This window comes from Vibrio sp. Isolate33 (genome assembly GCF_022397895.1).
In the GTDB taxonomy this organism is placed as follows: domain Bacteria; phylum Pseudomonadota; class Gammaproteobacteria; order Enterobacterales; family Vibrionaceae; genus Vibrio; species Vibrio pomeroyi.
In genome coordinates this window covers 194,177-220,671 of record NZ_JAKEUP010000005.1, presented here as the reverse complement: position 1 = coordinate 220,671, position 26,495 = coordinate 194,177, and the positions used below count along the sequence as shown (strand labels likewise).

The 26,495-nt window shown below is 44.2% G+C and carries 22 protein-coding genes; 9 read left to right on the top strand and 13 right to left on the bottom strand.

All coding sequences use genetic code 11. The features are described from left to right. Positions 1-25: 25 nt before the first annotated feature. The 6 genes from fabG to yceD all read right to left on the bottom strand — a co-directional run bounded on the left by fabG (position 26) and on the right by yceD (position 4,514). Complete coding sequence (gene fabG, locus L1D37_RS10900) at positions 26-760, bottom strand: 3-oxoacyl-ACP reductase FabG (protein WP_026084209.1); 735 nt, start codon at positions 758-760, stop codon at positions 26-28. Between the two features lie 25 nt (positions 761-785). After that, entirely contained in the window at positions 786-1,709 is a 924-nt protein-coding gene (fabD, locus tag L1D37_RS10895) for an ACP S-malonyltransferase (RefSeq protein ID WP_017630537.1), read from the bottom strand. Between the two features lie 80 nt (positions 1,710-1,789). Further along, positions 1,790-2,740 carry a beta-ketoacyl-ACP synthase III gene (locus tag L1D37_RS10890; protein ID WP_010437276.1) on the bottom strand — a complete coding sequence of 317 codons (951 nt, stop codon included), beginning with the start codon at positions 2,738-2,740 and terminating at the stop codon, positions 1,790-1,792. Between the two features lie 5 nt (positions 2,741-2,745). Beyond that, a complete protein-coding gene (gene plsX, locus L1D37_RS10885; RefSeq protein ID WP_017062152.1) occupies positions 2,746-3,771 on the bottom strand; it encodes a phosphate acyltransferase PlsX in 1,026 nt (341 codons plus the stop codon). Between the two features lie 9 nt (positions 3,772-3,780). Beyond that, on the bottom strand, positions 3,781-3,951 hold the full coding sequence (gene rpmF / locus L1D37_RS10880; protein WP_004737376.1) for a 50S ribosomal protein L32: 171 nt from the start codon (positions 3,949-3,951) through the stop codon (positions 3,781-3,783). A gap of 35 nt (positions 3,952-3,986) precedes the next feature. Next, positions 3,987-4,514 carry a 23S rRNA accumulation protein YceD gene (yceD, locus tag L1D37_RS10875; RefSeq protein WP_017630536.1) on the bottom strand — a complete coding sequence of 176 codons (528 nt, stop codon included), beginning with the start codon at positions 4,512-4,514 and terminating at the stop codon, positions 3,987-3,989. A gap of 149 nt (positions 4,515-4,663) precedes the next feature. On the opposite strand from yceD, the gene L1D37_RS10870 reads away from it, so the two are divergent. Then, positions 4,664-5,245, top strand: a complete 582-nt coding sequence (locus tag L1D37_RS10870; RefSeq protein ID WP_239847901.1) for a nucleoside triphosphate pyrophosphatase — start codon at positions 4,664-4,666, stop codon at positions 5,243-5,245. Positions 5,246-5,542: 297 nt separating this feature from the next. Here the strand turns inward: L1D37_RS10870 and rluC are convergent, their stop codons facing one another. Further along, positions 5,543-6,487, bottom strand: coding sequence for a 23S rRNA pseudouridine(955/2504/2580) synthase RluC (gene rluC / locus L1D37_RS10865; RefSeq protein WP_048659718.1), 945 nt, complete (start codon positions 6,485-6,487; stop codon positions 5,543-5,545). Positions 6,488-7,105: 618 nt separating this feature from the next. Here rluC and rne point away from each other — a divergent pair. Both rne and L1D37_RS10855 read left to right on the top strand, forming a co-directional pair. Then, positions 7,106-10,258 (top strand): ribonuclease E, encoded by a 3,153-nt coding sequence (gene rne, locus L1D37_RS10860; protein ID WP_239847900.1) that lies wholly within the window; start codon positions 7,106-7,108, stop codon positions 10,256-10,258. Between the two features lie 259 nt (positions 10,259-10,517). Further along, positions 10,518-12,065, top strand: a complete 1,548-nt coding sequence (locus L1D37_RS10855; protein ID WP_176680177.1) for a SulP family inorganic anion transporter — start codon at positions 10,518-10,520, stop codon at positions 12,063-12,065. A gap of 123 nt (positions 12,066-12,188) precedes the next feature. Here the strand turns inward: L1D37_RS10855 and L1D37_RS10850 are convergent, their stop codons facing one another. Then, positions 12,189-12,638 carry a low molecular weight protein-tyrosine-phosphatase gene (locus tag L1D37_RS10850; protein ID WP_239847899.1) on the bottom strand — a complete coding sequence of 150 codons (450 nt, stop codon included), beginning with the start codon at positions 12,636-12,638 and terminating at the stop codon, positions 12,189-12,191. 84 nt (positions 12,639-12,722) lie between these two features. Here L1D37_RS10850 and cobO point away from each other — a divergent pair, with 84 nt between their 5' ends. Then, entirely contained in the window at positions 12,723-13,328 is a 606-nt protein-coding gene (cobO, locus tag L1D37_RS10845; RefSeq protein WP_239847898.1) for a cob(I)yrinic acid a,c-diamide adenosyltransferase, read from the top strand. 368 nt (positions 13,329-13,696) lie between these two features. Here the strand turns inward: cobO and L1D37_RS10840 are convergent, their stop codons facing one another. The 3 genes from L1D37_RS10840 to apbC all read right to left on the bottom strand — a co-directional run bounded on the left by L1D37_RS10840 (position 13,697) and on the right by apbC (position 17,935). Continuing rightward, entirely contained in the window at positions 13,697-15,835 is a 2,139-nt protein-coding gene (locus L1D37_RS10840) for an AsmA family protein (protein WP_239847897.1), read from the bottom strand. Between the two features lie 106 nt (positions 15,836-15,941). Then, on the bottom strand, positions 15,942-16,583 hold the full coding sequence (udk, locus tag L1D37_RS10835) for a uridine kinase (RefSeq protein ID WP_004734002.1): 642 nt from the start codon (positions 16,581-16,583) through the stop codon (positions 15,942-15,944). A gap of 275 nt (positions 16,584-16,858) precedes the next feature. After that, complete coding sequence (gene apbC, locus L1D37_RS10830; protein WP_239847896.1) at positions 16,859-17,935, bottom strand: iron-sulfur cluster carrier protein ApbC; 1,077 nt, start codon at positions 17,933-17,935, stop codon at positions 16,859-16,861. A 157-nt stretch (positions 17,936-18,092) separates the two neighbouring features. On the opposite strand from apbC, the gene metG reads away from it, so the two are divergent. Beyond that, a complete protein-coding gene (metG, locus tag L1D37_RS10825) occupies positions 18,093-20,153 on the top strand; it encodes a methionine--tRNA ligase (RefSeq protein WP_239847895.1) in 2,061 nt (686 codons plus the stop codon). Positions 20,154-20,373: 220 nt separating this feature from the next. After that, complete coding sequence (locus L1D37_RS10820) at positions 20,374-20,853, top strand: DUF1456 family protein (protein WP_176680183.1); 480 nt, start codon at positions 20,374-20,376, stop codon at positions 20,851-20,853. 113 nt (positions 20,854-20,966) lie between these two features. On the opposite strand, the gene fadR is transcribed toward L1D37_RS10820, so the two are convergent. After that, a complete protein-coding gene (gene fadR / locus L1D37_RS10815; RefSeq protein WP_019823572.1) occupies positions 20,967-21,806 on the bottom strand; it encodes a fatty acid metabolism transcriptional regulator FadR in 840 nt (279 codons plus the stop codon). Positions 21,807-22,446: 640 nt separating this feature from the next. Here fadR and nhaB point away from each other — a divergent pair. After that, entirely contained in the window at positions 22,447-24,039 is a 1,593-nt protein-coding gene (nhaB, locus tag L1D37_RS10810) for a Na(+)/H(+) antiporter NhaB (RefSeq protein WP_017632516.1), read from the top strand. Positions 24,040-24,451: 412 nt separating this feature from the next. Next, the gene (dsbB, locus tag L1D37_RS10805) at positions 24,452-24,961 is read left to right on the top strand and encodes a disulfide bond formation protein DsbB (protein WP_239847924.1); all 510 of its coding nucleotides are present in this window, start codon (positions 24,452-24,454) and stop codon (positions 24,959-24,961) included. Between the two features lie 126 nt (positions 24,962-25,087). On the opposite strand, the gene L1D37_RS10800 is transcribed toward dsbB, so the two are convergent. Continuing rightward, the gene (locus tag L1D37_RS10800) at positions 25,088-25,708 is read right to left on the bottom strand and encodes a YecA family protein (RefSeq protein ID WP_019823577.1); all 621 of its coding nucleotides are present in this window, start codon (positions 25,706-25,708) and stop codon (positions 25,088-25,090) included. A 211-nt stretch (positions 25,709-25,919) separates the two neighbouring features. On the opposite strand from L1D37_RS10800, the gene L1D37_RS10795 reads away from it, so the two are divergent. Then, entirely contained in the window at positions 25,920-26,459 is a 540-nt protein-coding gene (locus L1D37_RS10795) for a type II secretion system protein (RefSeq protein WP_239847894.1), read from the top strand. Positions 26,460-26,495 lie beyond the last annotated feature (36 nt).

The window sequence follows — 26,495 nt, the reverse complement described above, 5'->3', positions numbered from 1 at the left end:
ATCATGCACAAATGTTGCACATAATTTACACCATGTACATACCGCCATTGACGTGAAGTGTTTCACCTGTGATATAAGCTGCCGCAGGTGACGCCAAAAATACCACAGCTTCAGCGATTTCGCGAGGGTCACCTAGTCGACCTGCTGGTACATTCGCCAAAGTTGCTGCACGTTGGTCATCATTTAGCGCTTTAGTCATATCAGTTTCGATGAAACCAGGAGCAACAGTGTTCACTGTAACGCCACGAGATGCAACTTCACGAGCCATTGATTTAGTAAAACCAATTACACCAGCTTTAGCCGCTGCGTAGTTAGCTTGACCAGCGTTACCCATAGTACCTACTACAGAACCAACGTTAACGATACGGCCTTGACGCTTCTTCATCATGCCACGCAATACAGCTTTAGACATACGGAAGATAGGCGTTAGGTTAGTATCGATGATGTCATTCCATTCGTCGTCTTTCATACGCATAAGAAGGTTATCACGAGTGATACCTGCGTTGTTAACTAGAATGTCAATCGCACCGAACTCATCGTTGATGGTTTTCAGTGTCGCTGCAATTGAATCAACATCCGTTACGTTAAGAGCAAGACCTTTACCGTTCTCACCAAGGTACTCGCTGATTGCAGCAGCGCCGCCTTCAGACGTAGCAGTACCGATAACTTTAGCACCACGCTCAACTAAAAGTTCAGCGATTGCACGACCGATGCCACGGCTTGCGCCTGTAACGAGTGCAACTTTGCCTTCTAAATTCATCATAACTTCTCTATTAAGTGGTTATTTACTTAGCAGCTTCTAGTGATGCAGTGTCATTAACTGCAGCAGCTGTCATAGTTTTTACGATTCGTTTTGTTAGACCAGTAAGAACCTTACCTGGACCTAATTCTAATAGCTTCTCAACGCCTTGCTCGTTCATTGCTTGTACGCCTTCAGTCCAACGAACTGGGCTGTATAGCTGACGAACAAGGGCGTCTTTGATTTTTGCAGGGTCTGTTTCAGCAATAACATCAACGTTATTGATAACAGGCAGTGCTGGTGTATTGAACTCTAGAGCTTCTAGAGCAACCGCTAGCTTGTCTGCTGCAGGTTTCATCAGAGCACAGTGAGATGGCACAGAAACAGGTAAAGGAAGTGCACGCTTAGCGCCCGCTTCTTTACATAGTGCACCAGCACGTTCAACTGCTGCTTTGTTACCTGCGATAACAACTTGGCCTGGCGAGTTAAAGTTAACTGGCGACACAACTTCGTCTTGCGCAGCTTCTTCACACGCTTTAGCAATCGCTTCATCATCTAGACCGATGATTGCGTACATTGCACCAACACCCGCTGGTACTGCTTCTTGCATCAGTTGACCACGTAGTTCAACCAGCTTAATCGCTTCTTTAAAGTCGATAACGCCAGCACATACGAGTGCAGAGTATTCGCCTAGGCTGTGACCTGCTAAGTTTACAGGTTGCTCTAGACCAAGCTCTTGCCATACACGCCAAATTGCAACAGACGCTGTTAATAGAGCCGGTTGAGTGCGGAAAGTTTCATTTAGATTTTCTACTGGACCATCTTGAACCAATGCCCATAGATCGTAACCAAGTGCTTCTGAAGCTTCAGCAAATGTTTGTTTAACAACATCATACTGTTCGCCTAGGTCAGCAAGCATACCGATAGCTTGAGAGCCTTGGCCTGGGAATACGATAGCAAACTTGCTCATTGTAATTATCCTTTAAGCAAAGCAAAAAATTGAATAAGGCACATAAGTTATGTGCCTTGTTTGTTGATTATCGCTTGGGGTTAGAATTTAACTAACGCAGAACCCCAAGTGAAGCCGCCGCCAAATGCTTCAAGTAGAAGCGTTTGACCACGTTTAATTCGCCCGTCGCGAACAGCCTCATCGAGGGCCGTTGGTACGGTAGCTGCCGAAGTATTGCCGTGCTTATCAAGGGTAATTACCACTTGATCAAGTGACATCGTCAGCTTTTTAGCCGTTGCCGAAATAATACGGTAGTTCGCTTGGTGTGGAACTAACCAATCAAGCTCTGACTTATCCATATTGTTCGCAGCTAATGTGTCTTTAACTAGCTTAGAAAGCTGAGTTACCGCCACTTTGAATACTTCGTTGCCCGCCATGTGCAGCCATTTGTCAGCATCACCGCCGCGCTCTGGTACTTCTAAGCTTAGAAGCTCACCATATTTACCATCAGAGTAAATGTGAGTAGACAAAATACCTGGCTCTTCGCTTGCGCCTACAACCACCGCGCCTGCTGCATCACCAAATAGGATGATAGTAGAGCGGTCAGTCGGATCACAGGTTTTTGACAGTGCATCCGCACCAATTACCAAAACGTTCTTGCACATACCAGTCTTGATGTGTTGATCAGCAACAGACAGTGCGTAAACAAAACCAGAACACGCTGCAGCCAAATCAAACGCAGGGCAACCTTTAATACCAAGCTTACCTTGTACCTGACATGCCGAAGACGGGAATGTGTGGCTACTGCTGGTTGTCGCAACGATGATTAAATCAATATCTTCTTTATCGATACCTGCCATTTCAATGGCATTTTCAGCAGCGTAAAACGCCATATCAGCAACGGTTTCGTTTTCCGCTGAAATACGACGCTCTTTAATACCTGTTCTAGCAACAATCCACTCATCGCTAGTCTCTACCATTTTCTCTAAGTCTGCGTTTGTACGCACCTGAGATGGCAAGTAGCTGCCAGTACCTAAAATTTTGCTATACATGAAGACTAATAATGCCTCTCGAGTAAAACCGCTTCCAAACGATCGCTAATGCGGCTGGGGACTTGTCGTTTGACCTCGTGTACTGCCTCACCAATCGCGTTGACGACTGCAGACACATCAGCACTTCCATGACTTTTAATGACAATGCCGCGCAATCCTAACAAACTTGCGCCGTTATACTGGTCGGGGTTCAAGGTTTTTAATTCAGTAAATAGCTCAGAAAACAACATTCTGGCTATCCAACCCTTTATTGTTGAAGCCATCATGCGCGTTTTTAGCTTATCAATAAAGAGCTGAGCTGTACCTTCGCACGTTTTTAAGCAGACATTGCCCACAAAACCATCACATACGACGACATCAGCAGCATCTTGAAGTAGTTGATTACCTTCAATATAGCCTATGAAGTTCACAGACTGAGTATTCGACAACATTTCAGCGCATCGTTTTACAAGGTCATTGCCTTTGATTTCTTCTGCGCCGATATTCAATATAGCGACACGTGGAGCGCGACCTAAATGTTGTTCGGCTAATGCACTGCCCATCACGGCAAACTGAAAGAGTGAATCCGCATCACTAGAAACGTTCGCCCCTAAATCAAGCATCCATGTGCGATTCCCTGATGCGGTAGGCAAAGCTGAAACCAATGCAGGCCTATCAATACCAGGAAGAAGTTTAAGTCGGAAACGGGACAAAGCCATCAGTGCGCCAGTGTTACCACCACTCACACAAGCATCGGCCTGTGATTCGGCAACCAGATCGATAGCGGCACGCATAGAACTGCCCTGACTATTACGTAAGGCTAGTGAAGGTTTTTCAGAATTGGAAATAACTCGATCACAATGCTGGATGCTCAAACGAGAATCAGGCATTCGACCTAATGAAGATAATTGAGATGTGATCGCATTTCGATCACCTATGAGAATGACTTTTAGCTCTGGGAAATACGACAGTGCCTGCACGGCGGCAGGCACTGTTACACGAGGACCGAAGTCCCCGCCCATTGCATCAAGCGCAACGGTTAGATTTTGCAAAGGTCAACCTTACTTGTTGATAACCTTTTTGCCGCGGTAGAAACCTTCGGCAGTCACGTTGTGACGTAGGTGAGTTTCACCTGAAGTTGCGTCTACAGAAAGTGCAGCTGTAGTTAGTGCATCGTGTGAACGACGCATGCCACGCATTGAACGTGATTTCTTGCTCTTTTGTACGGCCATTGACCCTACTCCTATGTAAATTCTTAAAGAAGCTGTTACTTCTTCAAGCTTTTTAAAACATCAAATGGATTCGGCTTTTTATCTTCCTCAATTTCTTCAGGAAGTTCGCCAAACACCAAATTATTTGAGTTAACGCTACAGTCCGCATCGTCGTGCATTGCTATTTGTGGCAATCCAAGGATGAACTCGTCTTCAACTAATTGAATCAGGTCTAACTCACCGTACTCGTTCAGATCTACCAAATCGTACTCTTCCGGTGCTTCCTCTTCACTTTTCTCGCTGTAAACAGGAGTATAAGTAAATTGGACATCGCACTCATGTGCGAAAACCTCATTACAACGTTGACACTCTAAATCGACTTCGACGTTAGCTTTACCAGAGATAACGACTAATCGTTGTTCATCAAGCCCAAATGACATTGAGACTTGCGCGTCACGTTTTACGCCTTCAGTTGCTTCAGTTAAACGCTTTAAAAGACTGACTTGAATGATGCCATTCATATCCAGTCGTTTTTGAGCCGTTCTTGCCGGATCAACTGTACGCGGTATTTTTTCCTTTTGCATAGGGCGCGAATCTTATCTTCCAAATCATGTTTAGTCAAAGGAAATGGCAAAAAAAATGTACTTTCCTGCCTTTCCTATTCAGAGCATTATGAATAGCAGGACAAGTTACGTTATCCTGAGATAAATGCTTCCTTGAATTGTAAATTAAAATGAGAAATTACCAACTAGTTTTAGCCTCTACATCACCATTTAGGCAAGAGATCCTCAAAAAACTACAGTTAAGCTTCATTACTGCTAAACCAGACTGCGATGAAACGCCGCTTTCAAATGAGACGCCTCAACAGTTAGTCATGCGCCTTGCCGAGACCAAAGCTAAGTCTTGCGCGGTAGAGCAACCGAGCTTGGTGATTGGTTCTGATCAAGTTTGTGTGATTGATGGGGAGATCATTGGTAAGCCACATACTCGTGAAAAAGCAATTGAACAGCTATCTCGTCAAAGCGGTAAGAGCATCACTTTCTATACTGGTCTTTCTGTTTGGAACAGCGAAACCGACAAAGCTGACACGCGTCTCGACACCTTCATCGTGCATTTTCGTGATTTAACCGAGCAGCAGATCGTCTCCTATGTTGAGAAGGAACAACCTTATTACTGCGCGGGCAGTTTTATGTGTGAAGGGTTAGGTATTGCTTTATTCAAGCGAATGGAAGGGAAAGATCCGAACACCCTAATTGGTCTGCCACTGATCAACTTGGTCGATATGCTTGAAGTACAAGGAATGAGTGTGCTTTAACTAACGCTTATCACACTTACAGAGATTCCCTACTCCTTCCTTCGTCAGTCTAGGGAATGACGAAATAATTACAGTCCTGAAGGCTTCTACTTATTTAGCCATTGGTAATTCAATGTGTCGTCATCCTCAAGAGCGAGGCACGAGCGAGTCGGGGATCTTCTACAGTAGGCACAAACAAAAAAGGTTGACGATATTCGTCAACCTTTATCAATTTCAGATAGCTGATACTCAATCCTGAAAGGGTTTTTCCTTTCGTATCTCGTATCTCGTATCTCGTATCTCGTATCTCGTATCTTCTTAGATCTTACGCAATCCGGTCAGTGCTTTTTCAAGTCTCGCTTCCATTGGCGCAGAGATATCCATCTTCTCTTCACTACCTGGGTGCGTGAACTTAATGTTTGCTGCGTGTAGGAACAAACGATCCAAGCCAACCTTACCAGTGTAAGCATCAAAACGACGATCACCGTAACGATCATCCCAAGCGATTGGGTGGCCAGTATATTGAGTGTGCACACGGATTTGGTGTGTACGCCCCGTAATTGGACTTGCTTGAACTAACGTCGCATCTTTGAATTTTTCTAAAACTCTAAAGCGCGTCTCAGAGGCTTTACCATTCGGGTTCACACGAACAATGCTGTTCACTTCGTTTTTCAATAATGGAGCGTTAACAACCTTACAGCTGTTCTTCCATTCGCCCATGACTAAAGCGAAGTAATATTTTTGAACCGTTTTTTCACGGAACTGTGCTTGAAGGTGTCTTAGCGCCGAGCGCTTCTTAGCAACAAGCAAAATGCCAGATGTATCTCTATCAATACGATGCACTAACTCTAGAAAACGAGCATCAGGACGAAGTGCACGCAATGCTTCGATTGCGCCAAACTTCAACCCACTGCCACCATGAACAGCAGTGCCCGAAGGTTTGTTTAGAATCAGCATGTGATCATCTTCATAAATGATGCACTGTTCTAATTCTGAAACCTTATTGAGTTTCGTGCTTGGCACGTTCTCTTCAGTTTTCTCTTCAATCGTGACTGGCGGGATACGAACTAAATCACCAGCTTTTAGTTTGTACTCAGCCTTGATGCGTTTTTTATTTACGCGGACTTCGCCTTTACGCACGATTCGGTAAATCATGCTTTTCGGGATGTTTTTTAATTGGTTGCGTAAGAAGTTATCAATACGCTGACCAGCCATATCTTCGTCAATGTCGACAAATTGGACTTGGGTTCTAATTTCGCTCATTGGGCTATTGTATCACTGTCACTTTTGATAATTGAGATTTTCTTAGCTCGATTCCGAACTTATTTATCCATAATCCCTACCGATCTATCCTCAAATGCTCGTTGAAGTTCTATATTTCTTTGATTCTTCGAACAAAAAAGCACCAAGATTCCTGCAAATTAAAATATCAATTGATAAATTATTTATAGACAGTGAGTTAGAGCTATCAAAACCCAAACAAAAACTGTTTTTTTTACAGCATTCCGACAAAGCAGATTGCTGTGTTTACCGACCGCTGCTATAGTTCACAGCTGCTATCAGTGGTTTGACTATTATTTAAACAGCTAACCATTCATAAGCAAGTAAATGAGTAGATAACTCAGATTAGACAGTGCTGCAATCGGCGTAAGACACGGTCAACTGAGTTCCTTATCGCTCTACTCACGTACGCTCATGTTGAGTATTCACCGCCACATCGCGGATCATAGGCTAACTCCCTATGATGACTGACGTGCCCCAGAGCATCCCTCTCCAGCCGGGAGGCTGCACCGATAAAGCCATGGGATCTGGCACCATGAGAAACGAAATAAAGCGATAAGAACAATGATGAAAATAAGAAAAGACAATGAGAATTTCTAAATGAAAAGAATGTTAATTAACGCAACTCAAAAAGAAGAGTTGCGTGTCGCTTTGGTTGATGGCCAGCGACTGTTCGATCTAGATATCGAAAGTCCAGGTCACGAGTCAAAAAAAGCGAATATCTACAAAGGACGTATTACCCGTATTGAGCCAAGCCTAGAAGCGGCATTTGTTGATTACGGCGCAGAACGTCACGGTTTCCTCCCTCTTAAAGAAATTGCCCGCGAATACTTCCCTGAAGGTTATACATACCAAGGCCGTCCTAGCATTAAAGAAGTGCTAAAAGAAGGCCAAGAAGTAATCGTACAAGTAGAGAAAGAAGAACGTGGTAGCAAAGGTGCTGCACTGACAACTTTCATCTCTTTGGCGGGTAGCTACTTAGTTCTTATGCCTAATAACCCTCGTGCTGGCGGTATTTCTCGTCGTATCGAAGGTGATGAGCGCACTCAACTGAAAGCAGCATTAAGCACTCTTGAGCTTCCTCAAGGTATGGGCTTGATCGTGCGTACAGCAGGTGTTGGCAAAAGTGCAGAAGAGTTAGAGTGGGACCTGAATGTTCTATTGAATCACTGGGGCGCTATCAAGCAAGCTTCTGATTCGAATGCAGCTCCTTTCCTAATTCACCAAGAAAGTAACGTTATCGTTCGCGCGATTCGTGACTACCTACGTCGTGACATCGGCGAGATTCTAATCGACAGCAACACTATTTTTGAACGTGCACAAGCGCACATTCAATTAATACGCCCAGATTTCATGAATCGCGTTAAGAAGTACGATGGTGAAGTACCACTATTCAGCCATTACCAGATTGAAAGCCAGATCGAATCTGCTTTCCAACGTGAAGTTCGTCTTCCATCTGGTGGTTCTATCGTAATCGACCCAACAGAAGCTCTAACTTCTATCGATATCAACTCTGCTCGTGCAACAAAGGGCGGCGATATCGAAGAAACAGCGCTAAACACTAACCTAGAAGCAGCGGATGAAATTGCACGTCAATTACGTCTACGTGACCTAGGTGGTCTTGTTGTTATCGACTTCATCGATATGACTCCGGTTCGCCACCAACGCGAAGTAGAAAGCCGTCTACGTGATGCCGTTCGTTTAGACCGCGCACGCGTTCAGATTGGTCGTATTTCTCGCTTTGGTCTTCTAGAGATGTCTCGTCAACGTTTGAGCCCATCACTAGCGGAAGCAAGCCACCACATTTGTCCTCGTTGTACAGGTACTGGTGTTGTTCGTGATAACGAGTCTCTAGCACTGTCTGTTCTACGTTTGATCGAAGAAGAAGCTCTAAAAGACAACACAGCGCAAGTACTTGCTGTTGTGCCTGTGCCAATCGCTTCTTACCTTCTGAACGAAAAACGTCGCTCAGTAAACCACATCGAGAAGAACCAAGAAGTTAAGATCACTGTTGTTCCTAACTCAGACATGGAAACACCACACTTTGAGGTTATCCGTGTTCGTGAAGGTGAAGAGTTCGATCTACTGTCTTACCTACTTCCTAAGAAGCTAGACGCTCTTAAAGAAGCAGAAAGCAAAGAACCAGCAGAACAGACTATTCGTCCTAAGAAGATCGAAGAGCCAGCTCTGAAAGGTTTCGCAGCCCCTGCTCAATCAGCTCCAACTCCTGCTCCAGCACCTAAAGCTGTAGAAGAGAAGAAAGCTGAGCCAGCAGCGACTCAAGAACCAGGTCTAATTGGTCGTTTCTTCAAAGCTATCGGTAGCTTCTTATTCGGCTCTTCAACTCAAGAAGAGAAGAAAGAAGAAGAGAAGAAAGAAGAAGAAAAACCTAAGAACAATCGCAACAACGGCAACCGTCAACGTCGTGATCGTAACGATAACCGTCGTCGCAACCAACGTGGTGAGCGTGGTGACAATCGTAACGAAAACCGTGACAACAAGCGCCGTCGTAAGCCAGCTCGAGACGAGAAACCTGAAGAGCAGAAAGAAGCAGCTCCACAGCAAAATCGTCAACCTCGCAAGCCTAAGCAAGATCGTCGCAACAAGCCACGTGATGAGCAGAAGCAACGCGAAGAGCAAGTTCCTTCTAAGCTAGCAGAAGAAGGTCTACAGCTAGCGGCAGAAGCTCAAGCTGACAAGCCAGAAGCGCCTAAAGCTAAGCCTGAAGCGAAAGCGGCTAAGATCAAAGAGCGTCGTCAACGTCGTAAACTGAACAAGCAAGTTCGTGTTAAAGACCAGCAAGCTCAAGCTGAAGACAACGCGTCAAAAGAACAAGCTGTTGCAAAAGAACTATCTGTTTCAAAAGAACAATCAGTCGCTCAAGAGCAAAAAGTTGCGGAACAAGTAGAAGCAACTCAAGCAAATGCTGAGCAAACTGAACAGGAAGAGCCGAAGCAACGTCGTAACCGTCGTTCTCCACGTCACCTACGTGCAAGTGGTCAACGTCGTCGTCGCGGTCGTGATCGTCGCCCGAACCCATTCCGCCTACGTAAAGGTGGTGTAGCTTCTCCAGAGATGGCTATGGGTAAAGTGATGCCTCGCTTCATTCCGAAACCTCACCACAAACAGGCAAAACCTGAAGTGGCTGAAGTTCAAGTAGCAGTTGAAGCTCAAGTTTCTGTTAAAGAACAAGAGCAAAACGTAGCTCAAGAGACGGCTCCACAAAGCAACGTAGCAATGGCAGGCGGCTTTGCATGTCCTGAACTGGCTATGGGTAAAGTGATTATCCGTCGCGAAGAAGCTGTTGTTGAAGCTCAAGTAGCTGAGACTCCTGCTGTAGTTGAAGAAGCTCCAGTTGTTGCTGAAGTGAAAGTTGAGGCTCCTGTCGTTGAAACTGCAGTAGTTGAAGCACCTGTTGAGACTGTGAAAGCAGAGGAAGCGGTTGTTGAAGCACCAGTTGTTGAAACTGCAGTCGTTGAACCAACAAAAGCAGTTGAAGCGCCTAAAGCTGAAAGTGTGAAAGTTGAACAAGCTCCTGTGGTAGAAGCACCAGCTTCAGAAGCAGCACCAAAAGCGGCAGTTGCTAAGAAACAAGCGGGTTCGCCAATGACTAAAGCTCCTGGTCCTCAAGAGATCAAAGAGATTGAAGTTGTTGCTGCTCCATTCCGTACTGAGCGCTTTGTACCGAAAGGTGCAGGCAGTCAAGCAGCGTCAAACAAAGCTGGCGCAGGCATGACTAAGCCAAACTACTAGCGTTTACTTCTAAGTAATCACTAGAAAATCGAATCAAAGGCTGCTTATTAAAGCAGCCTTTTTCATATCTGCTAATCGAATAAAAATTAATAGATATATTACTCAAAGTTAGGTTCAACCTTGAACTTAATCACATTTTTGGGTAGCATTCGCGCACTTATCTTTTCGACACTTCGCTATTGCCGCTCTTTTCAATCACCGTTTGGCTACGCAATACACTCGTGTCGGGTAAATCCATCTAAAGCATAGCTGAGCAAACATGTTCGAATTCCCACAATTTTCAAAGCACTCTGTAAAGAATGATGTGCTTTCAGGTCTAACAGTAGCCCTAGCTCTGGTACCTGAAGCCGTAGCATTCGCCTTTGTTGCAGGCGTTGACCCAATGGTTGGTCTTTACGCAGCATTCATCGTAGGTTTAATTACTTCTGTCTTCGGCGGTCGTCCAGGTATGATTTCTGGTGCAACTGGCGCAATGGCTGTTGTAATGGTGAGCCTAGTAGCAACCCATGGCGTTCAATACCTATTTGCGGCAGTTATGCTAGCCGGCCTTCTGCAAATTGCAGCGGGTGTATTTAAGCTAGGTAAATTCATCCGTATCGTTCCGCATCCAGTAATGATTGGTTTCGTGAACGGTTTAGCGATCGTTATCTTCTTAGCGCAGCTTGGTCAATTTAAGGCACCAGACGTAACAGGTGCACTAACTTGGTTACCAAGTGGTCAAATGACACTGATGTTAGGCCTTGTAGCACTGACTATGGCTATCATCCACTTCCTACCTAAGCTAACAACAGCGGTACCATCGTCATTGGTTGCCATTGTTACGGTAACGGCTTTGGTTGTTGGCCTTGATCTAGAAACTCGTACTGTTGTTGATTTCTTGCGCACTATGTCTGGTGACGAAGCAGCAACACTAGCGGGCTCTCTACCAACATTCTCTATTCCAGCCGTACCATTTAGCCTAGAAACGCTATACATCATCCTGCCTTACGCAGTGATTCTTGCAGCGATTGGTCTAATCGAATCATTACTGACGCTAACTGTACTAGACGAAATGACAAACACTCGTGGTCAATCTAACCGTGAATGTGTTGGTCAAGGTATGGCGAACGTGACGTGTTCAGTATTTGGCGCGATGGGTGGTTGTGCGATGATCGGTCAATCGATGATCAACGTAAACTCAGGTGGTCGTGGTCGTCTTTCTGGTATCGTTGCTGCCGTTGCACTACTGATGTTCATCCTATTCGGCTCTGCACTTATCGAGATGATTCCTCTAGCAGCGCTAGTGGGTGTAATGTTCATGGTTGTAATTGGTACATTCGAATGGGCAACCTTCAAGCTTGCACGTCGCGTACCTAAGCAAGACTTCTTCGTTATCGTTCTTGTTACGGTTGTAACTGTAATGACTGACCTAGCGGTTGCTGTATTTGTGGGTGTAATTGCATCTGCACTGATGTTTGCATGGCAACATGCCAAGCATATCTACGCAGACACGTCGGTAAATGACAAAGGCTCTAAAGAGTACAAGGTTAACGGCCCAATCTTCTTTGGTTCAACGGCTAACTTCCTAGAGTTGTTTGACGCATACAACGATCCACAAGATGTTATCGTTGATTTCGCAAACTCACGCGTTACCGACCACTCAGCTATTGAAGCGATTGATACCATTGCAGAGCGTTACGCAGCACTAGGTAAAACGCTTCACCTTCGCCACCTAAGCCAAGACTGTGTTGCTATGCTGCACAAAGCTGGTAGCTTAGTGGAAGCGAACGTTGCAGAAGACCCAATCTACAAAGTAATGTCTAAGTAATCTTAGTCAAAACGTAAGCTAGATTTTAAAAGGCCGACATTGAATGTCGGCCTTTTTTATACGTCGTCTTTAATAACTCGCCAGCAAAGCACTGAACACCAAACACTAAACATAGCTTCGATGTTAAATAGACCTCAATATCGCTTCGCTCGACTCTTCGATTAAGTCCAAAACCAGCTCAAAACCATCGCCCTCTCCATAATATGGATCCGGAACCTCTTGATAGTCCGATTCTCCAAAACTCAAAAATAACGCAAGCTTGTATTGGAGGTGCGCAGGGCACAGACTCATTAAGTCTTCTAAATTCGCCTTATCTGCCGCGAGTATCAGGTCAAACTCTTCGAAGTCATTCGCGCTCACTTTACGAGAAGTAATTCCCTTGAAACTGTAGCCTCGCTTCTCGCCTGCCGCCTTTGAGCGCGAATCCGGTGGGTTTCCTTGATGGAAGCCAATCGTCCCTGCAGAGTCGACCACAACATCAATATCCAGCTGTTGCGCTTTCTTTCTGAGTACCGCCTCACCTGTTGGCGAGCGACAAATATTCCCCATGCAAACCACGAGTATCTTTTTCATCCGTAATCACCTGTTCTTCCGATGGTTTTTGCTATCGTTAAGTTAGGCTATGATAGGCGCAATCACAACTTAAAAGGATTTGTTATGTCGACTGAAGACAACAAAGAACAACGTCATAAAGCAAGACAACAGAAAGTCAAAGAACAAGTCGATGCTCGTGTCGCTGCAGCACAAGAAGTAAAAGGCCTGCTACTGGTCATCACTGGTAATGGCAAAGGCAAATCGACCTCTGGATTTGGCACCATAACTCGTGCAGTAGGCCACGGTAAGAAATGTGCGGTTGCTCAGTTTGTTAAAGGCACTTGGGATAACGGCGAGAAAAATGTCCTGCAAAAGCTAGATGTCGAGTTCCAAGTAATGGGTACTGGTTTTACGTGGGAAACGCAGAACAAAGCGCAAGATATTGAAGCGGCACAACGCGTATGGAAAGAGTGTAAACGCATGCTGGCTGACGAGTCGATTGATGTGATTCTGTTTGATGAGCTGACATACATGGTGAGCTACGGCTACATTGAGCTAGATGAAGTCGTTGAAGCGCTTAACAACCGTCCGAAGATGCAATCAGTGATCATTACAGGCCGTGGGGCACACCGCACACTGACTGAAATAGCAGACACCGTATCAGAAGTACGTAACGTGAAGCACGCATTTGAATCTGGTGTTAAGGCGCTACAAGGCGTTGACTGGTAATCACCTTCAACCAGAGATCCCCGACTCGGTCATTCTTCCCTCTCGAGGGTGACGACCACTAGGCCGTTACGCTCTTGAACAAAGGGCGAATACCTGTCGTCATTTCCTAGAGCGAGGAACGAGTGTCATAGGGAATCTCTTTGATTGCGAGACTCTAAAAGTAAGCACTAATGCGCCTAAGCTTACCTCGCGAGGGTGACGAGCACTAGACTGTCACGTTCTTAACAAAGGGCGAATACCTATCGTCATTCCCTAGAGCGAGGGACGAGTGTCATAGGGAATCTCTCTTGAGTATTATCGAGCCAAAATAAAAAGCGCCATTCCTACAACAGGAATGGCGCTTTATTCATTTTCAAATGAGATGAAGATTAGTTAAATAAACCTTTTAGTAGACCGTTTACTGCGTCTCTTGTTTTCTCATCTTTGATCTTGTCGCCGTACTTTTCGTCCAGCTTTTCTAAACCACGATCAATCTCTTTCTGTGCTTTCTGTTTCAACACATCATCAAAGACAAGTGCGAATTTTGGCTCAGCCCACTGACCAGTGATCTTGATTGGGATCGTCACGTCTTTCAGGTCATCAATGCTCTTACCGCCCTGGCCTTCAAGTGAACCTACAATCGATGTACGAACAAGGAAGTCTACGGTTTCATTAATGAAGTTCGCTTTACCTTGACCCGTAACGCGCAGTAGTGGCGACTGTGCCGATAAGTCGTTGGTTGAAACCCAACCTTTGTCGACCTTCAGCGTCGCTTTCATTGCACTAAAGTCCGTTTTTTGAGTTTCATTTGTGCTTTCAACTTTCTCGCCTTTGATCTTCGCGTAATTCTCACGAATCAATTGTGCAACGTTGATACCGTTAACCGCACCATCTTCAAAGTTAATCGCGATAGTACCGACTAGGTTCTTCTTAATACCCGTCGGAGTCAGGCTCTTACCTTTCACGTTAACATCGATATTACCGGTACCTTCCAGCATATCGTTATCTGCAACATCAACCAGTAACGGCTGAACTTTCACGCCTTTGATTTTCTTCTTAGCTGTGTAAGTCGCTGGTGTTTTACGTGCATCTAACTTAGCTGTCGCAGAAATAGAGCCTTGGTAAAGGTTCGATGTGAATGAAGTAAGTTCTGCAATGCCACGGTTAACAGAGAATGCTGTTTTAACATTCTGCATTTTCGCATTGCTCGCCTTGAACTTATCAATCGTGATATCACCTTTCACGTCTAACGTTTTCAATGCAGACAGATCAGGTTCTACTTCTTTCGCAGGTGCAGAGCTAGCTGAGTTTGACGTTGAACCACCAGCAGACTCAGAAGGAGCCGTGCTTGCCGTTTCTGTTGTGTTACCTAAGCCTAAGAACTCATCAAGGTCGATGTCCGGGCTATGAAGAGAGAAACGAACCTTTGGAATTTCAGATAGGGTTACGTCTGCTTTACCATCTAGCGCGATCGAGTTTGCTTGTAGCTTCTCTAACACGAAGCTCAGGTGGCTCTTAGTTAGGTCAAAGCTCAAGTCAGACAACATATCGACTTTCATTGGTGATTGCGGAAGCGTATCACCTTTGAATGTTGAATCTAGTGTTAGCTTATTCAATGTCACTTTTGAAATTGCGCTATCAACGGTTAGCTCACCACCACCTTTCAGGTCTAGGTCAAGACCCGCGGCTTTACCTACCACAGCGTAAGTCAGTTGGTTTACCTTATCGAACTCAAACGTATCCAAGCCAATCTTCGCTGAGTCAATCGACGTTGCTGGATCATTGAATTTCGCATTGAGGTCAATATTGCGTAATGCGTAACTTGCGAAACCTTCCGCTAGTTTAAATTCAGCACTGCCGTTTGCAGAGAATTTCTGTTGATTGTTTTCACCAGAAGCAGCGAAGGTTGCCGTTGTCCATGTATCCACAGCAAATTCAGATAAGTTCAAAGACACATCGTACAACTTAGTGAATGAACCCGCTTGCTTGTCGTCCATTTCAAAAAGTGCGTTTGATACCGTGACACCCGCAAGGTTAATCGTCCAACCAGATGCTTCCGTTGCGCTTTGTTCTTCAGGTGCTGGAGCTGATGCAGTATTAGTATCTGCAGCTGGTTCAGATTCTTGAGGCGCTGACGCCTGTGTTAACGTATCGATGTTCTTGCGACCATCTTTAAGCGTTTCTAAATAGAATTCTGCACCGTCTAGAGTGATGTTGCCGATCTCTAGTTGGTTGCTAAATAGCGGAGTAACCGAAACATCAACACCAACGGTATCAACCTTGAATAGGTTCGGTTGGGTGAACCCTTCTGGGTTACGTAATTCAGTTTGACCAAGTTCAAAGCCAATAGATGGGAAGAATTGCCAGCTGATATCGCCCTCGATCACTAGCTCTAGGCCAGTGTGTTTCTGGGCTTGTTCGACAATTAATGGCTTAAATTGGTTGGGATTCACTAACAGCACTAGTGCCAGAATTGCTGCAATAACAACAAACACTGGTACAGCTATGAAAATGAGTAGTTTCTTCATCCGCATATTCCTTGCTTAGATTCCAAAAGAAAGTGGCACTATAAAAGTGCCACTGATTCGGTAAAAAATAAAGCTAAGTGAGTCACTTAGGCAAATTTTTATTCGATTAAGACTTCAACAACTTCGCAATGTGCGCTTTTAGCACATCAATCGCAATACGGTTTTTACCACCACGAGGAACGATGATGTCTGCATGTTGTTTTGAAGGCTCGATAAACTGCATGAACATTGGACGTACAGTTTCTTGGTATTGCTTAAGTACCGTGTCCATTGTACGACCACGCTCTTCCACATCACGCTTAACACGACGTAGTAGACAGATGTCTAACGGTGTATCCATAAACACGCTTGCGTGCATTAGTTTACGAAGACGCGGGTCTGTAAGAAGCAGAATACCTTCTAAAATGATCACTTTCTTAGGAGTAAGTGTAGTCGTTTCAGAAGTACGTGTGTGCTCTGTGTAGCTGTATTCAGGAACTTCTACGGCATTGCCACTCATTAGCTGCTGTAGATGTTCACATAAAAGGTCATGATCTAGTGCATTTGGGTGATCGTAGTTAGTTTTAACTCGCTCTTCCATACTCAAGTGGCTTTGGTCGCTGTAATAGCAATCTTCCGTGATAACACCAATTTGATGGTCGCCTACTTTTTCGCGCAGCTCATTATAAATCGTACTAGCAATCAGACTTTTTCCTGAAGCTGAAGCGCCAGCGATACCTACGATGACACATTGATTATTATCAGACATTATTTTGCACCCGATATGGTTTGGTGGTGGGAATAGATAAACCGCCTGATTATAGGGGCTAAAGCACATAGATTCTAGTCGCCATTTTAGCTAATTGCAGTCAAATTGATGATCTCAATACATTTACTTAAGACAATCGTTTGCTTTCAAATAACTTGCCTACAACTATTTGCACAAGCCTAATGGATATTGGCTTAAATCCACCGCTGTTTATCTAATCCAAACAATATTTAAACGACTTTGTGATTAACTTGCGCTATTCAACTATATATTCGCTATTCAATCATAGAGAAGTTAATCGCTTCCGGCCTTGCTTTTCCTGTCCAGAACATTTTCGCAGCTACATTCTCTGCCAGCTCTAAATAGTGACGAGTATGTTCGCTATCTGGTCGACGAACGACTGTCGGGCAACCAGCATCGATGTCTTCACGAACATCAATGTGCAGTGGAATTTGCGCTAGGATATCGAGGTAAAACTCTTCTGACATCGCTTCTGCACCACCCGCACCAAAGATATGCTCTTTCTCACCACAGTGACTACAAATATGGTAGCTCATGTTTTCAACTAAGCCCGCAACTGGCACGCTCACCTTATCAAACATCGCGACACCTTTACGTGCGTCCGCTAATGCTAAATCTTGAGGAGTAGTAACAACAACTGCGCCTGTTACTGGGATTTGCTGAGATAGAGTTAACTGAATATCGCCCGTGCCCGGTGGCATGTCGATAACTAGGTAATCCAATTCTGGCCAAACAGTTTCGTTAACAAGTTGACCTAAAGCCTTGGCCGCCATTGGGCCACGCCAAATCGCAGCATCATCTTTCGACACAAGGTAACCGATAGAATGAGTGAAAATGCCGTGCGCTTCGATTGGCATCATCCACTTATTGTTCTGAACTTCTGGTTTCGCATCTAATTGGCCAAGCATCATCGGCACAGAAGGGCCATAGATATCGGCATCCAATAGACCCACTTTTGAACCAGACTTAGATAAAGCCAAAGCAAGGTTGACTGAAGTGGTCGATTTACCCACGCCACCCTTTGCAGATGTCACGGCGATGATGTTCTTCACGCCCTTCAATGGTGTCGCTACTGCCGTTTCTAACGCAGATGGCTTCACCTTCACTTCAAATTGGAAAGCACTCACAAGCTTTTGCTCAATCTGGGTATTAATCCAATCTTCAAGATCAACAGCAAGCTGGTTGGCAGCGAAAGGCAAGGTAATAACAAACGATCCACGAGGATCAACAGAGACAATATTTTGGTGTAGCGCCCACTCTGGGATGAGGATTGGTGATTCAAACTCATTCAACCATGAACAGAAATCTTGCTTCGAAGTAAAGTTACGCATTGGGGCTCCTTTTTTTATTTATGCTATCACCCACGAGATGAAGACTGAACCCCTAAAAAACTAAGGGAATCCTTTGTCTGATACCTTGGCGTATCACACGTTATAAAGTAGTATTACCTCTCAAATTTATACCTATCAAAAAAGCGAATTATTAAGTATGGCAACTGATCCAAGACAACTTTTGGTAACTTGTGCGCTTCCGTACGCTAACGGCTCTATTCACCTTGGTCATATGCTTGAGCATATCCAAGCTGATATCTGGGTTCGATACCAGCGTCTACGTGGCAACACTGTAAACTTCATCTGTGCTGACGATGCTCACGGCACGCCAATTATGCTTAAAGCTCAACAGATGGGTATCACACCAGAAGAGATGATCGCTGCTGTTAGTGAAGAGCACCAAAAAGACTTCGCTGGCTTTGATATCAGCTTTGATAACTACCACAGCACACACAGCGAAGAGAACCGTGAACTGGCTTCTCACATCTATCTAGAACTTAAAAAGAACGGCTTCATTTCTAGCCGTACTATTTCTCAGCTTTTCGACCCTGAGAAAGAGATGTTCCTACCAGACCGCTTCGTAAAAGGTACTTGCCCTAAGTGTAAGTCAGAAGACCAGTACGGTGATAACTGTGATAACTGTGGTGAGACATACAGCCCAACTGAACTGATTAACCCTAAATCAGCGGTTTCTGGCGCAACTCCAGTAATGAAAGACTCTGAGCACTTCTTCTTCGACCTACCTCAGTTCGAAAGCATGCTTAAAGAGTGGACTCGTTCTGGCTCTCTACAGAACGAAACTGCAAACAAAATGCAGGAATGGTTCGAGTCTGGCCTGCAACAGTGGGACATCTCACGTGACGCGCCTTACTTCGGCTTCGAAATCCCAGGCGAAAAAGACAAGTTCTTCTACGTATGGCTAGATGCACCTGTTGGCTACATGGCTTCTTTCAAGAACCTATGTGACAAGCGTGACGACCTAAACTTCGACGAATACTGGAAGAAAGACAGCACAGCTGAACTTTACCACTTCATCGGTAAAGACATCGTTTACTTCCACAGCCTATTCTGGCCAGCAATGCTAGACGGCGCGGGTTTCCGTAAGCCAAACAACGTATTCGTACACGGCTACGTAACTGTAAACGGCGCTAAGATGTCTAAGTCAAAAGGCACATTCATCAAAGCAAGCACGTACCTAAATCACCTAGACCCTGAGTGTCTTCGTTACTACTACGCTGCTAAGTTAAACAGCCGTATCGATGATTTAGACCTTAACCTTGAAGACTTCACTCAACGCGTAAACGCTGACGTAGTAAACAAGATTGTTAACCTAGCTTCTCGTAACGCTGGCTTCATCACTAAGCGTTTTGAAGGCAAGCTTTCTGCTGAATTTGCAGAACCAGAACTTTACAACGAATTCGTTGCTGCTGCTGAGCGTATCGGTGAGCTATACGAAACTCGTGAGTTCAGCCGCGCTATCCGTGAAATTACTGCACTAGCAGACAAAGCTAACCAGTACATCGATGAGAAAGCACCTTGGGTTCTTGCAAAAGAAGAAGGTAAAGAGAAAGAGCTTCAAGAAGTTTCTTCTGTAGGTATCAACCTATTCCGCGTACTAATGGCTTACCTGAAACCAGTAATGCCTGAGCTTGCGGCTCGTACTGAAGCTTTCCTAAACGAAGAGCTAACGTGGGAAGGTGTTGCAACGCCGCTAACTGATCACGAAATCACTAAGTTCAAAGCGCTATTTAGCCGTATTGACCCTAAGAAAGTGGAAGCGATGATCGAGTCTTCTAAAGAAGATGCAGCCGCTGAAGCAGCAGCAAAAGAAAAAGCAGACGCAGAGAAAGAGCAAGCAAGCCAAACTGAGCTAGACAAAGAGCCAATCGCAGATGAGATTGAGTTTGATGCCTTTGCTGCAGTTGATATGCGTATTGCTCGTATCATCTCTTGTGAAGAAGTACCAAAAGCGAACAAACTACTGAAATTCCAATTGGACATCGGTGGTGAAACGCGCCAAGTATTCTCTGGCATCAAATCAGCATACAAACCTGAAGAGCTAGAAGGCAAGCTAACTGTTATGGTAGCAAACCTAAAACCTCGTAAGATGAAGTTTGGTATGTCTGAAGGTATGATCCTAGCAGCTGGCCCTGGCGGCAGCGACCTATGGATCCTTGAGCCACACGAAGGTGCTCAACCTGGTATGCGTGTAATGTAATTCTGACTTCTGTCAGATAGAAAACACTCATAGCAAAATCCCTAATGCACTTTTAGCTTGAAAGAGCTAACAAGCATTGGGGATTTTTTATATCTACCGAAAATAGGCGTTCTCTGTTAGAGTCGCCGTCAACTATGCTAAGTAAAGTATGAAATGGTTTCTGAATGGCAATGCGCCATTTGAATCCACTTTACTCTCTAAACCTCTTTAGGACACCTCAGTGACTAACAATGAAATCTTGCGTCGTATTCAGCACGCACTAAACCTTAAAAATGCACAAATCATCAAAGCTATCGAACAAGCTGATGTGACGGTTGCTCATGACCAAGTGATTAACTGGCTGAAAGACGACAATGACAAGTCATGCTCTAAGATGAAGGATAAAGAGCTAGCGGTATTCCTAAATGGTTTCATTAACCTGAAGCGTGGCAAAAAAGAAGGTGCTCAACCTAAGCCTGAGGTAGCACTGACAAACAACATGATTTTTATGAAGCTACGTATCGCGTTAAACATGAAAGCAGAAGATGTGCTGGACGTGTTAGAAGTGGTTGGCGTAAGTCTAAGTAAATATGAGATTGGTGCCTACTTCCGTAAGCCAGAGAACAAAAACTACAAAGTGTGTGAAGACCAACTGCTTTGCGACTTCCTAAATGGCGTTCAGTTTACTAACCGCCCTGACTCAGAAGAGTTTGCAGGTTAAATGAAAACCTACTGGTAAATTGGCCAGATTCTAAATAAAAAGCGGCGAGATAATTGAATTATCTCGCCGCTTTTTTTGTTCTTTCTTTAACGCTATTTAGTTAGCCCAAAAGATTAGCTGTCGTCTTCAGTGAAGTTCGTTGGCAACGTTGTTTTCATTTCGTTCCAAACCTGCGCACTTGCGATACCGTAATTACGGATCACCAATGGCAAGTTTTCACGTTGGCCGCTCTCACAGATAACAAACAACTCTTTATAGAAGTCCATCGCTAAACGTCGAGCTTCTGGGTTAGAGAAGTAGTAGCTACCAATGCGGTCATACAGTTTACGTACACCGTTGAAGATCAGGCCGTAAATTTGGTTGCCTGAATGGAATGCTAAACGTTGGAAAAGCATGTAATCATAGAAGTTGAAAGTCTTCGCGATTAAGATCGTTTGACGTTTCGCTTCATCTTTCTCTGAATCTTCTTTGACTGCTTGCTTGATCTTGTCAGCGTATGGTGATGATTCTAAGAACTCATCCCATGTTGGTGCCGCAAGTAGCGCTTCACAAGATTCAATCACGTTGCTAATAGTACGCTCTGAAGCTTCTTTGTTTGCTTTGAATGCATAACGCATAAAGATCGGGCTGATATTAGTACGAGCAGCAAGTAAGTCTTCTACCATCTTGCTTGCGTTATCAACGTCCAACGTCATTAGCGTATCAAGGATATGAAGACCTGATGTCTCCATAAACTGGTTAACTTTTGTTGGTTTGCCGTGTTGGATTGTCAACCAACCATCACGAGCAAGACGTTGAAGTACTTCACGAAGCGTAGTACGTGTAACACCAATTAGCTCAGAAAGCTCACGCTCTGCTGGCAAGATAGAACCTGGAGGGAAACGGCCATTCCAAATACTTTCAATGATATACTTTTCTGCAAATCCTGCCGGGCTCTTCGCCTTAATGACCATCTACACTTCAATCCAATTTAATTATTCTGTTCTAATTTACTCATCATACCACTAGTTAACACCTAGCGGAAACACCCTCAAAAATTTTACTCACTCAAAACACCAATAGAGTTAAAACTCTAAAGTTCAGCACACGTTTGCACCTTAGGTTTAGAAAGCAAGCGACTATAAATCACTATTTCAACAAATCATTAACACAATAAATTTTCTTTAAAATCAATGAGATTGGTCATAATTTTAAAGCCATTAAATTGCAATATTAAGTTGTAATAATCATATATAAACCGTCTTTATTCTGTAAATTTCAATCATTTCGCTGAAATATTGATTCTAGTCGGTTTTTATCACATTTTAAGTGGTATGCTTCCGCTACTTTGATCGCGTTTCTCAACAAAAAAGAGGTATTTTTAGTGCTACAGGGCTTTTCCTGTTGACTAAATGTTATCTAAGAGTAGAGTTGCGCTCAAAAATAAGCAGTGCTTGAGTTTCTAAGGGAGTGACTTGGCAAGACCACAGAACATTACATGGAATGTAGTTTTTCTAAGTCACTGTTAGTTATAGTTTTTAACAATTTCTATAGCTCGATTCTCAAAATGTTGTATTGCTTGTCTATTCATAATCAACATAAAAGAGTATTAACATGCCGATGTCTCTCGGAAACGCTTTTATCAAGAACTTCCTTGGTAAAGCTCCTGATTGGTATAAACTTGCCATCATTTCCTTTTTAATCATCAACCCGTTTGTTTTCTTCCTAGTTGACCCATTTGTTGCGGGCTGGCTATTGGTGGTTGAGTTTATTTTCACTCTAGCTATGGCTCTCAAATGCTACCCTCTTCAACCGGGTGGTCTATTAGCTATTCAAGCAGTCGCCATTGGCATGACCAAACCAGAAATGGTTTATCACGAGCTGCAAGCAAACCTTCCTGTATTACTCTTGCTCGTATTCATGGTTGCTGGCATTTACTTCATGAAAGAACTGCTTTTGTTCATTTTCACGAAGATCTTGCTTGGCATCCAATCTAAAATTTTACTCTCTGTTGCCTTCTGTGTTGCTGCCGCTTTCTTATCAGCATTCCTAGATGCACTAACAGTAATCGCCGTAGTTATTAGCGTTGCGGTCGGCTTCTACTCTATTTATCACAAGGTTGCATCGGGTAAAGGCACAACGTCTGCACACGACCATACGCATGATGAAGAGATCTCTGAGCTAACTCGTGATGACTTAGAGAACTACCGTGCTTTCCTACGTTCACTGCTTATGCACGCTGGTGTTGGTACAGCTTTAGGTGGTGTAATGACCATGGTAGGCGAACCACAAAACTTGGTAATTGCTAAACAAGCGGGCTGGGAATTCGGTGAATTTATCATCCGTATGCTGCCAGTAACACTGCCTGTATTCTTCTGCGGTATTGTGACTTGTGCACTAGTAGAAAAATTCAAAGTATTTGGTTACGGTTCTGAACTACCAACGAATGTTCGCCAAATCTTGGTTGAGTTTGACAACAAAGAACGTGCAAACCGCACCAAGCAAGACGTAGCAAAACTATGGGTTCAAAGTGCAATCGCAGTTTGGCTTATTGTTGGCCTTGCACTTCACGTTGCTGAAGTAGGTTTGATTGGTCTTTCTGTAATCATCTTAGCAACAGCATTTACGGGTGTTATTGAAGAGCACTCTATGGGTAAAGCCTTTGAAGAAGCGCTACCATTTACTGCACTTCTTGCTGTTTTCTTCGCTGTTGTTGCTGTAATCATCGATCAAGCTCTATTTAAGCCAGTAATCGATGCTGTACTTCACGTTGAAGATAAAGGCGCACAACTCGCCCTCTTCTATGTAGCCAACGGTATTCTATCGATGGTTTCAGATAACGTATTCGTAGGTACGGTTTACATCAACGAAGTGAAAACTGCATTAGTAGAAGGCATCATCACTCGTGACCAATTCGACCTACTTGCTGTTGCTATCAACACAGGTACTAACCTACCTTCTGTTGCTACACCAAACGGCCAGGCTGCATTCCTATTCCTATTAACATCAGCACTTGCTCCGTTAATTCGACTGTCTTACGGCCGCATGGTTATCATGGCTCTGCCATACACCATCGTGTTAGCACTGGTTGGCCTTGCAGGTATCGTGTTCTTCGTAGAACCGATGACAGCATGGTTCTATGATGCAGGTTGGATCATTCAACGCACTGGTGAAGCTGTTGCTCCCGTTATCTCTGGCGGTCACTAATCTGACTTTGTGTTGTAAAGCACAATAAGTGTATTTAGGGCGTGTTGACCTTTCGAGCTGATTTTTGCAGCGAGTTGCTGGGTATTTATACAAGACAGAGGCTTTGATGTGTAGCTAGCCTACATGAGAAGCCGATAACGTAGTAGAAATGACCAGCAAACGCTGCCCGAAGGGTTCGGTTAAAAGCGTTTTACTCTTTGTTGAGAGGAATTTACTTAGAATAACTAGGCTACTTTCCCCTCGCCGCGATTAAAACGCTTTTCTCTCGAACAAAATTTAACCGCGAAAGGTTAACACGCCCTAGCTAATCAAAAATATTAGTTGATTAGGAAACTTATCCAAGATAAAAAGCTCTGAGTAATCAGGGCTTTTTTATTTTATAGACAGGATTCAATTCGTGAACTTTTTAGCAATGATCAAAGACTTCTCTAAGGGACGTTTATCTTGGCTTTTACTGCTGGCTTTTATTGTCTTTTTTGAAGCGTGCGCTCTCTTCTTCCAACACGTGATGATGCTTGGTCCTTGCGTGATGTGTATCTATGAGCGCGTTGCTATGCTCGCTATCGGTGTTGCTGCCATGATTGGTGCTATTGCCCCGAATAACCCAATATCACGCTGGTTAGGCCTTGCTGGTTGGGGATTTGGCGCATACAAAGGTTTGATGCTTGCTTTAGAGCACGTCGATTACCAGTTCAATCCGTCTCCTTTCGCAACCTGCGACTTATTCGTAACCTTCCCTAGCTGGGCGCCTTTAAACCAATGGGCTCCGTGGATGTTTGAAGCGTACGGTGATTGCAGCAAGGTTGTGTGGCAGTTCTTCGATCTTTCTATGCCGCAATGGCTTGTGATTATCTTCGCAGGTAACTTGATTGCTTTCGGTATTGTGGTTATTTCTCAATTTGTGAAGTCGAAAAACGACTAGCAGTAAGCCGTTGAAACTTGGGCAACAAAAAAGTCGACCACGAGGTCGACTTTTTATGACTTAAGCTTTTGAACATATAAAGAGAGTCTGTTACTGACCCAAGTAATGTTCATCAACAAACTGCGATTAGCTGTTTTTACCACAGCATTGTTTGAACTTTTTACCACTTTCACATGGGCAAGCATCGTTGCGGCCGATATCTTTAAATGGATTCACGCTCTGCGATTTATTACCTAGCATCGCCTCATCAGCCGCCATTGCCACTTCTGAGATCATCAGATCGACCTGACCCACTAAATCGGCAAGCGATGGTGGGTTTTGAAGCCCAGCCGCAACCATTTGTTGTTGAGTTTGCTCTTCATCAATCGCTAGCATTAATGTCGTCAGCAGAGCTTGCAGCATGCGCAGAGTGCCGTCCGCTACCGTAATGCTTTGCCATTGCTCTTCCACTGTCGGCCAAACCATCATAAAACCTTCCGCAAAATCTGCGAACTGCTCATTGAAGTCACCTTCTGCAAACACATCAGTCAGTAAGTATTCACTTCGCTGAATTAGGTTGTGCTGTCGGTTAATCTGTTCTGTCACTAATGTTACAAGCTCTTTGCCCGCTTCAGGAGCTACGATAGCAATCCATTCTTCAGGATCGAGGGGCTTTGTCGCTAAGTTAGACGCAAGGATTGCACCTTCGATAAACTGCGGCGTAATGTCTGAAATAGATTCTGGTAGGCTTAATAATTGATATGTCATGAAAGCTCTGGATATTTGGGCATTTTCGATATTATAACGTTATCCCCGCTAAGATGTCGCCAACCACTTCCCTCTGTTTTCTAACCGATAACGATACGCAAACCATTGCTATTCAGATATTGGCGAGATTTCACTTATTTCGCTTTGATAATCAGAATCTTGGGTGTAAAACGCTTCCATAAACATTTAGTTACATTTAGGCGTGGTCAACATGAAATCAAAATCCCAAGGTTTTACATTACTCGAACTTGTCGTTGTGATCGTTATTCTAGGAATATTGGCAGTGACCGCTGCACCTCGATTTCTTGGTGTTCAGAGAGACGCTCATGAAGCATTAGCACAAGGCGCATTTGCTGCGTTCAGAAACAGCATTGATATGTACCACTCTCAATGGCTTGTTGATGGAGAGCCAAATTTTGATCAAGTGGTAGATTACGGCGAAGGCGATGTGTACCCATCACTTACTGGCTTTCCAATATCAGTTCTTGATAAACCATCTAACCCCCCAATCCTAATCGGTGAGCAGTGCGAAAAAATCTGGACTGCTCTAATGAACACTGACCTGACAATCCGCTCGTACACAAATGATGTTTTCCCATCAAATACCGATATTGTCTCTTGGTATCAAGGTTCATCTACCTGTTTCTATTACTACACTACCGGATATTCTCAAGGAGAACCTCTGCCAAGGCTAAACTACAACACAGACACAGGCGAAATCGAGATTACTACAGGCACTCCACACTCATAGTGACAATCCTGTAAGCACACCGTACAATCACGCCTC

What these genes read in the sequence shown, in the direction of transcription:
- nhaB (WP_017632516.1), top strand. Translation starts at nt 22,447, where the DNA reads ATGCCGATGTCTCTCGGAAACGCTTTTATCAAGAACTTCCTTGGTAAA.
- L1D37_RS10855 (WP_176680177.1), top strand. Translation starts at nt 10,518, where the DNA reads ATGTTCGAATTCCCACAATTTTCAAAGCACTCTGTAAAGAATGATGTG.
- fabG (WP_026084209.1), bottom strand. Translation starts at nt 760, where the DNA reads ATGAATTTAGAAGGCAAAGTTGCACTCGTTACAGGCGCAAGCCGTGGC.
- L1D37_RS10795 (WP_239847894.1), top strand. Translation starts at nt 25,920, where the DNA reads ATGAAATCAAAATCCCAAGGTTTTACATTACTCGAACTTGTCGTTGTG.
- apbC (WP_239847896.1), bottom strand. Translation starts at nt 17,935, where the DNA reads ATGCGTAACTTTACTTCGAAGCAAGATTTCTGTTCATGGTTGAATGAG.
- L1D37_RS10870 (WP_239847901.1), top strand. Translation starts at nt 4,664, where the DNA reads ATGAGAAATTACCAACTAGTTTTAGCCTCTACATCACCATTTAGGCAA.
- udk (WP_004734002.1), bottom strand. Translation starts at nt 16,583, where the DNA reads ATGTCTGATAATAATCAATGTGTCATCGTAGGTATCGCTGGCGCTTCA.
- rne (WP_239847900.1), top strand. Translation starts at nt 7,106, where the DNA reads ATGAAAAGAATGTTAATTAACGCAACTCAAAAAGAAGAGTTGCGTGTC.
- L1D37_RS10890 (WP_010437276.1), bottom strand. Translation starts at nt 2,740, where the DNA reads ATGTATAGCAAAATTTTAGGTACTGGCAGCTACTTGCCATCTCAGGTG.
- L1D37_RS10840 (WP_239847897.1), bottom strand. Translation starts at nt 15,835, where the DNA reads ATGAAGAAACTACTCATTTTCATAGCTGTACCAGTGTTTGTTGTTATT.
- yceD (WP_017630536.1), bottom strand. Translation starts at nt 4,514, where the DNA reads ATGCAAAAGGAAAAAATACCGCGTACAGTTGATCCGGCAAGAACGGCT.
- L1D37_RS10800 (WP_019823577.1), bottom strand. Translation starts at nt 25,708, where the DNA reads ATGACATATCAATTATTAAGCCTACCAGAATCTATTTCAGACATTACG.
- fabD (WP_017630537.1), bottom strand. Translation starts at nt 1,709, where the DNA reads ATGAGCAAGTTTGCTATCGTATTCCCAGGCCAAGGCTCTCAAGCTATC.
- dsbB (WP_239847924.1), top strand. Translation starts at nt 24,452, where the DNA reads ATGATCAAAGACTTCTCTAAGGGACGTTTATCTTGGCTTTTACTGCTG.
- rluC (WP_048659718.1), bottom strand. Translation starts at nt 6,487, where the DNA reads ATGAGCGAAATTAGAACCCAAGTCCAATTTGTCGACATTGACGAAGAT.
- L1D37_RS10850 (WP_239847899.1), bottom strand. Translation starts at nt 12,638, where the DNA reads ATGAAAAAGATACTCGTGGTTTGCATGGGGAATATTTGTCGCTCGCCA.
- fadR (WP_019823572.1), bottom strand. Translation starts at nt 21,806, where the DNA reads ATGGTCATTAAGGCGAAGAGCCCGGCAGGATTTGCAGAAAAGTATATC.
- metG (WP_239847895.1), top strand. Translation starts at nt 18,093, where the DNA reads ATGGCAACTGATCCAAGACAACTTTTGGTAACTTGTGCGCTTCCGTAC.
- rpmF (WP_004737376.1), bottom strand. Translation starts at nt 3,951, where the DNA reads ATGGCCGTACAAAAGAGCAAGAAATCACGTTCAATGCGTGGCATGCGT.
- cobO (WP_239847898.1), top strand. Translation starts at nt 12,723, where the DNA reads ATGTCGACTGAAGACAACAAAGAACAACGTCATAAAGCAAGACAACAG.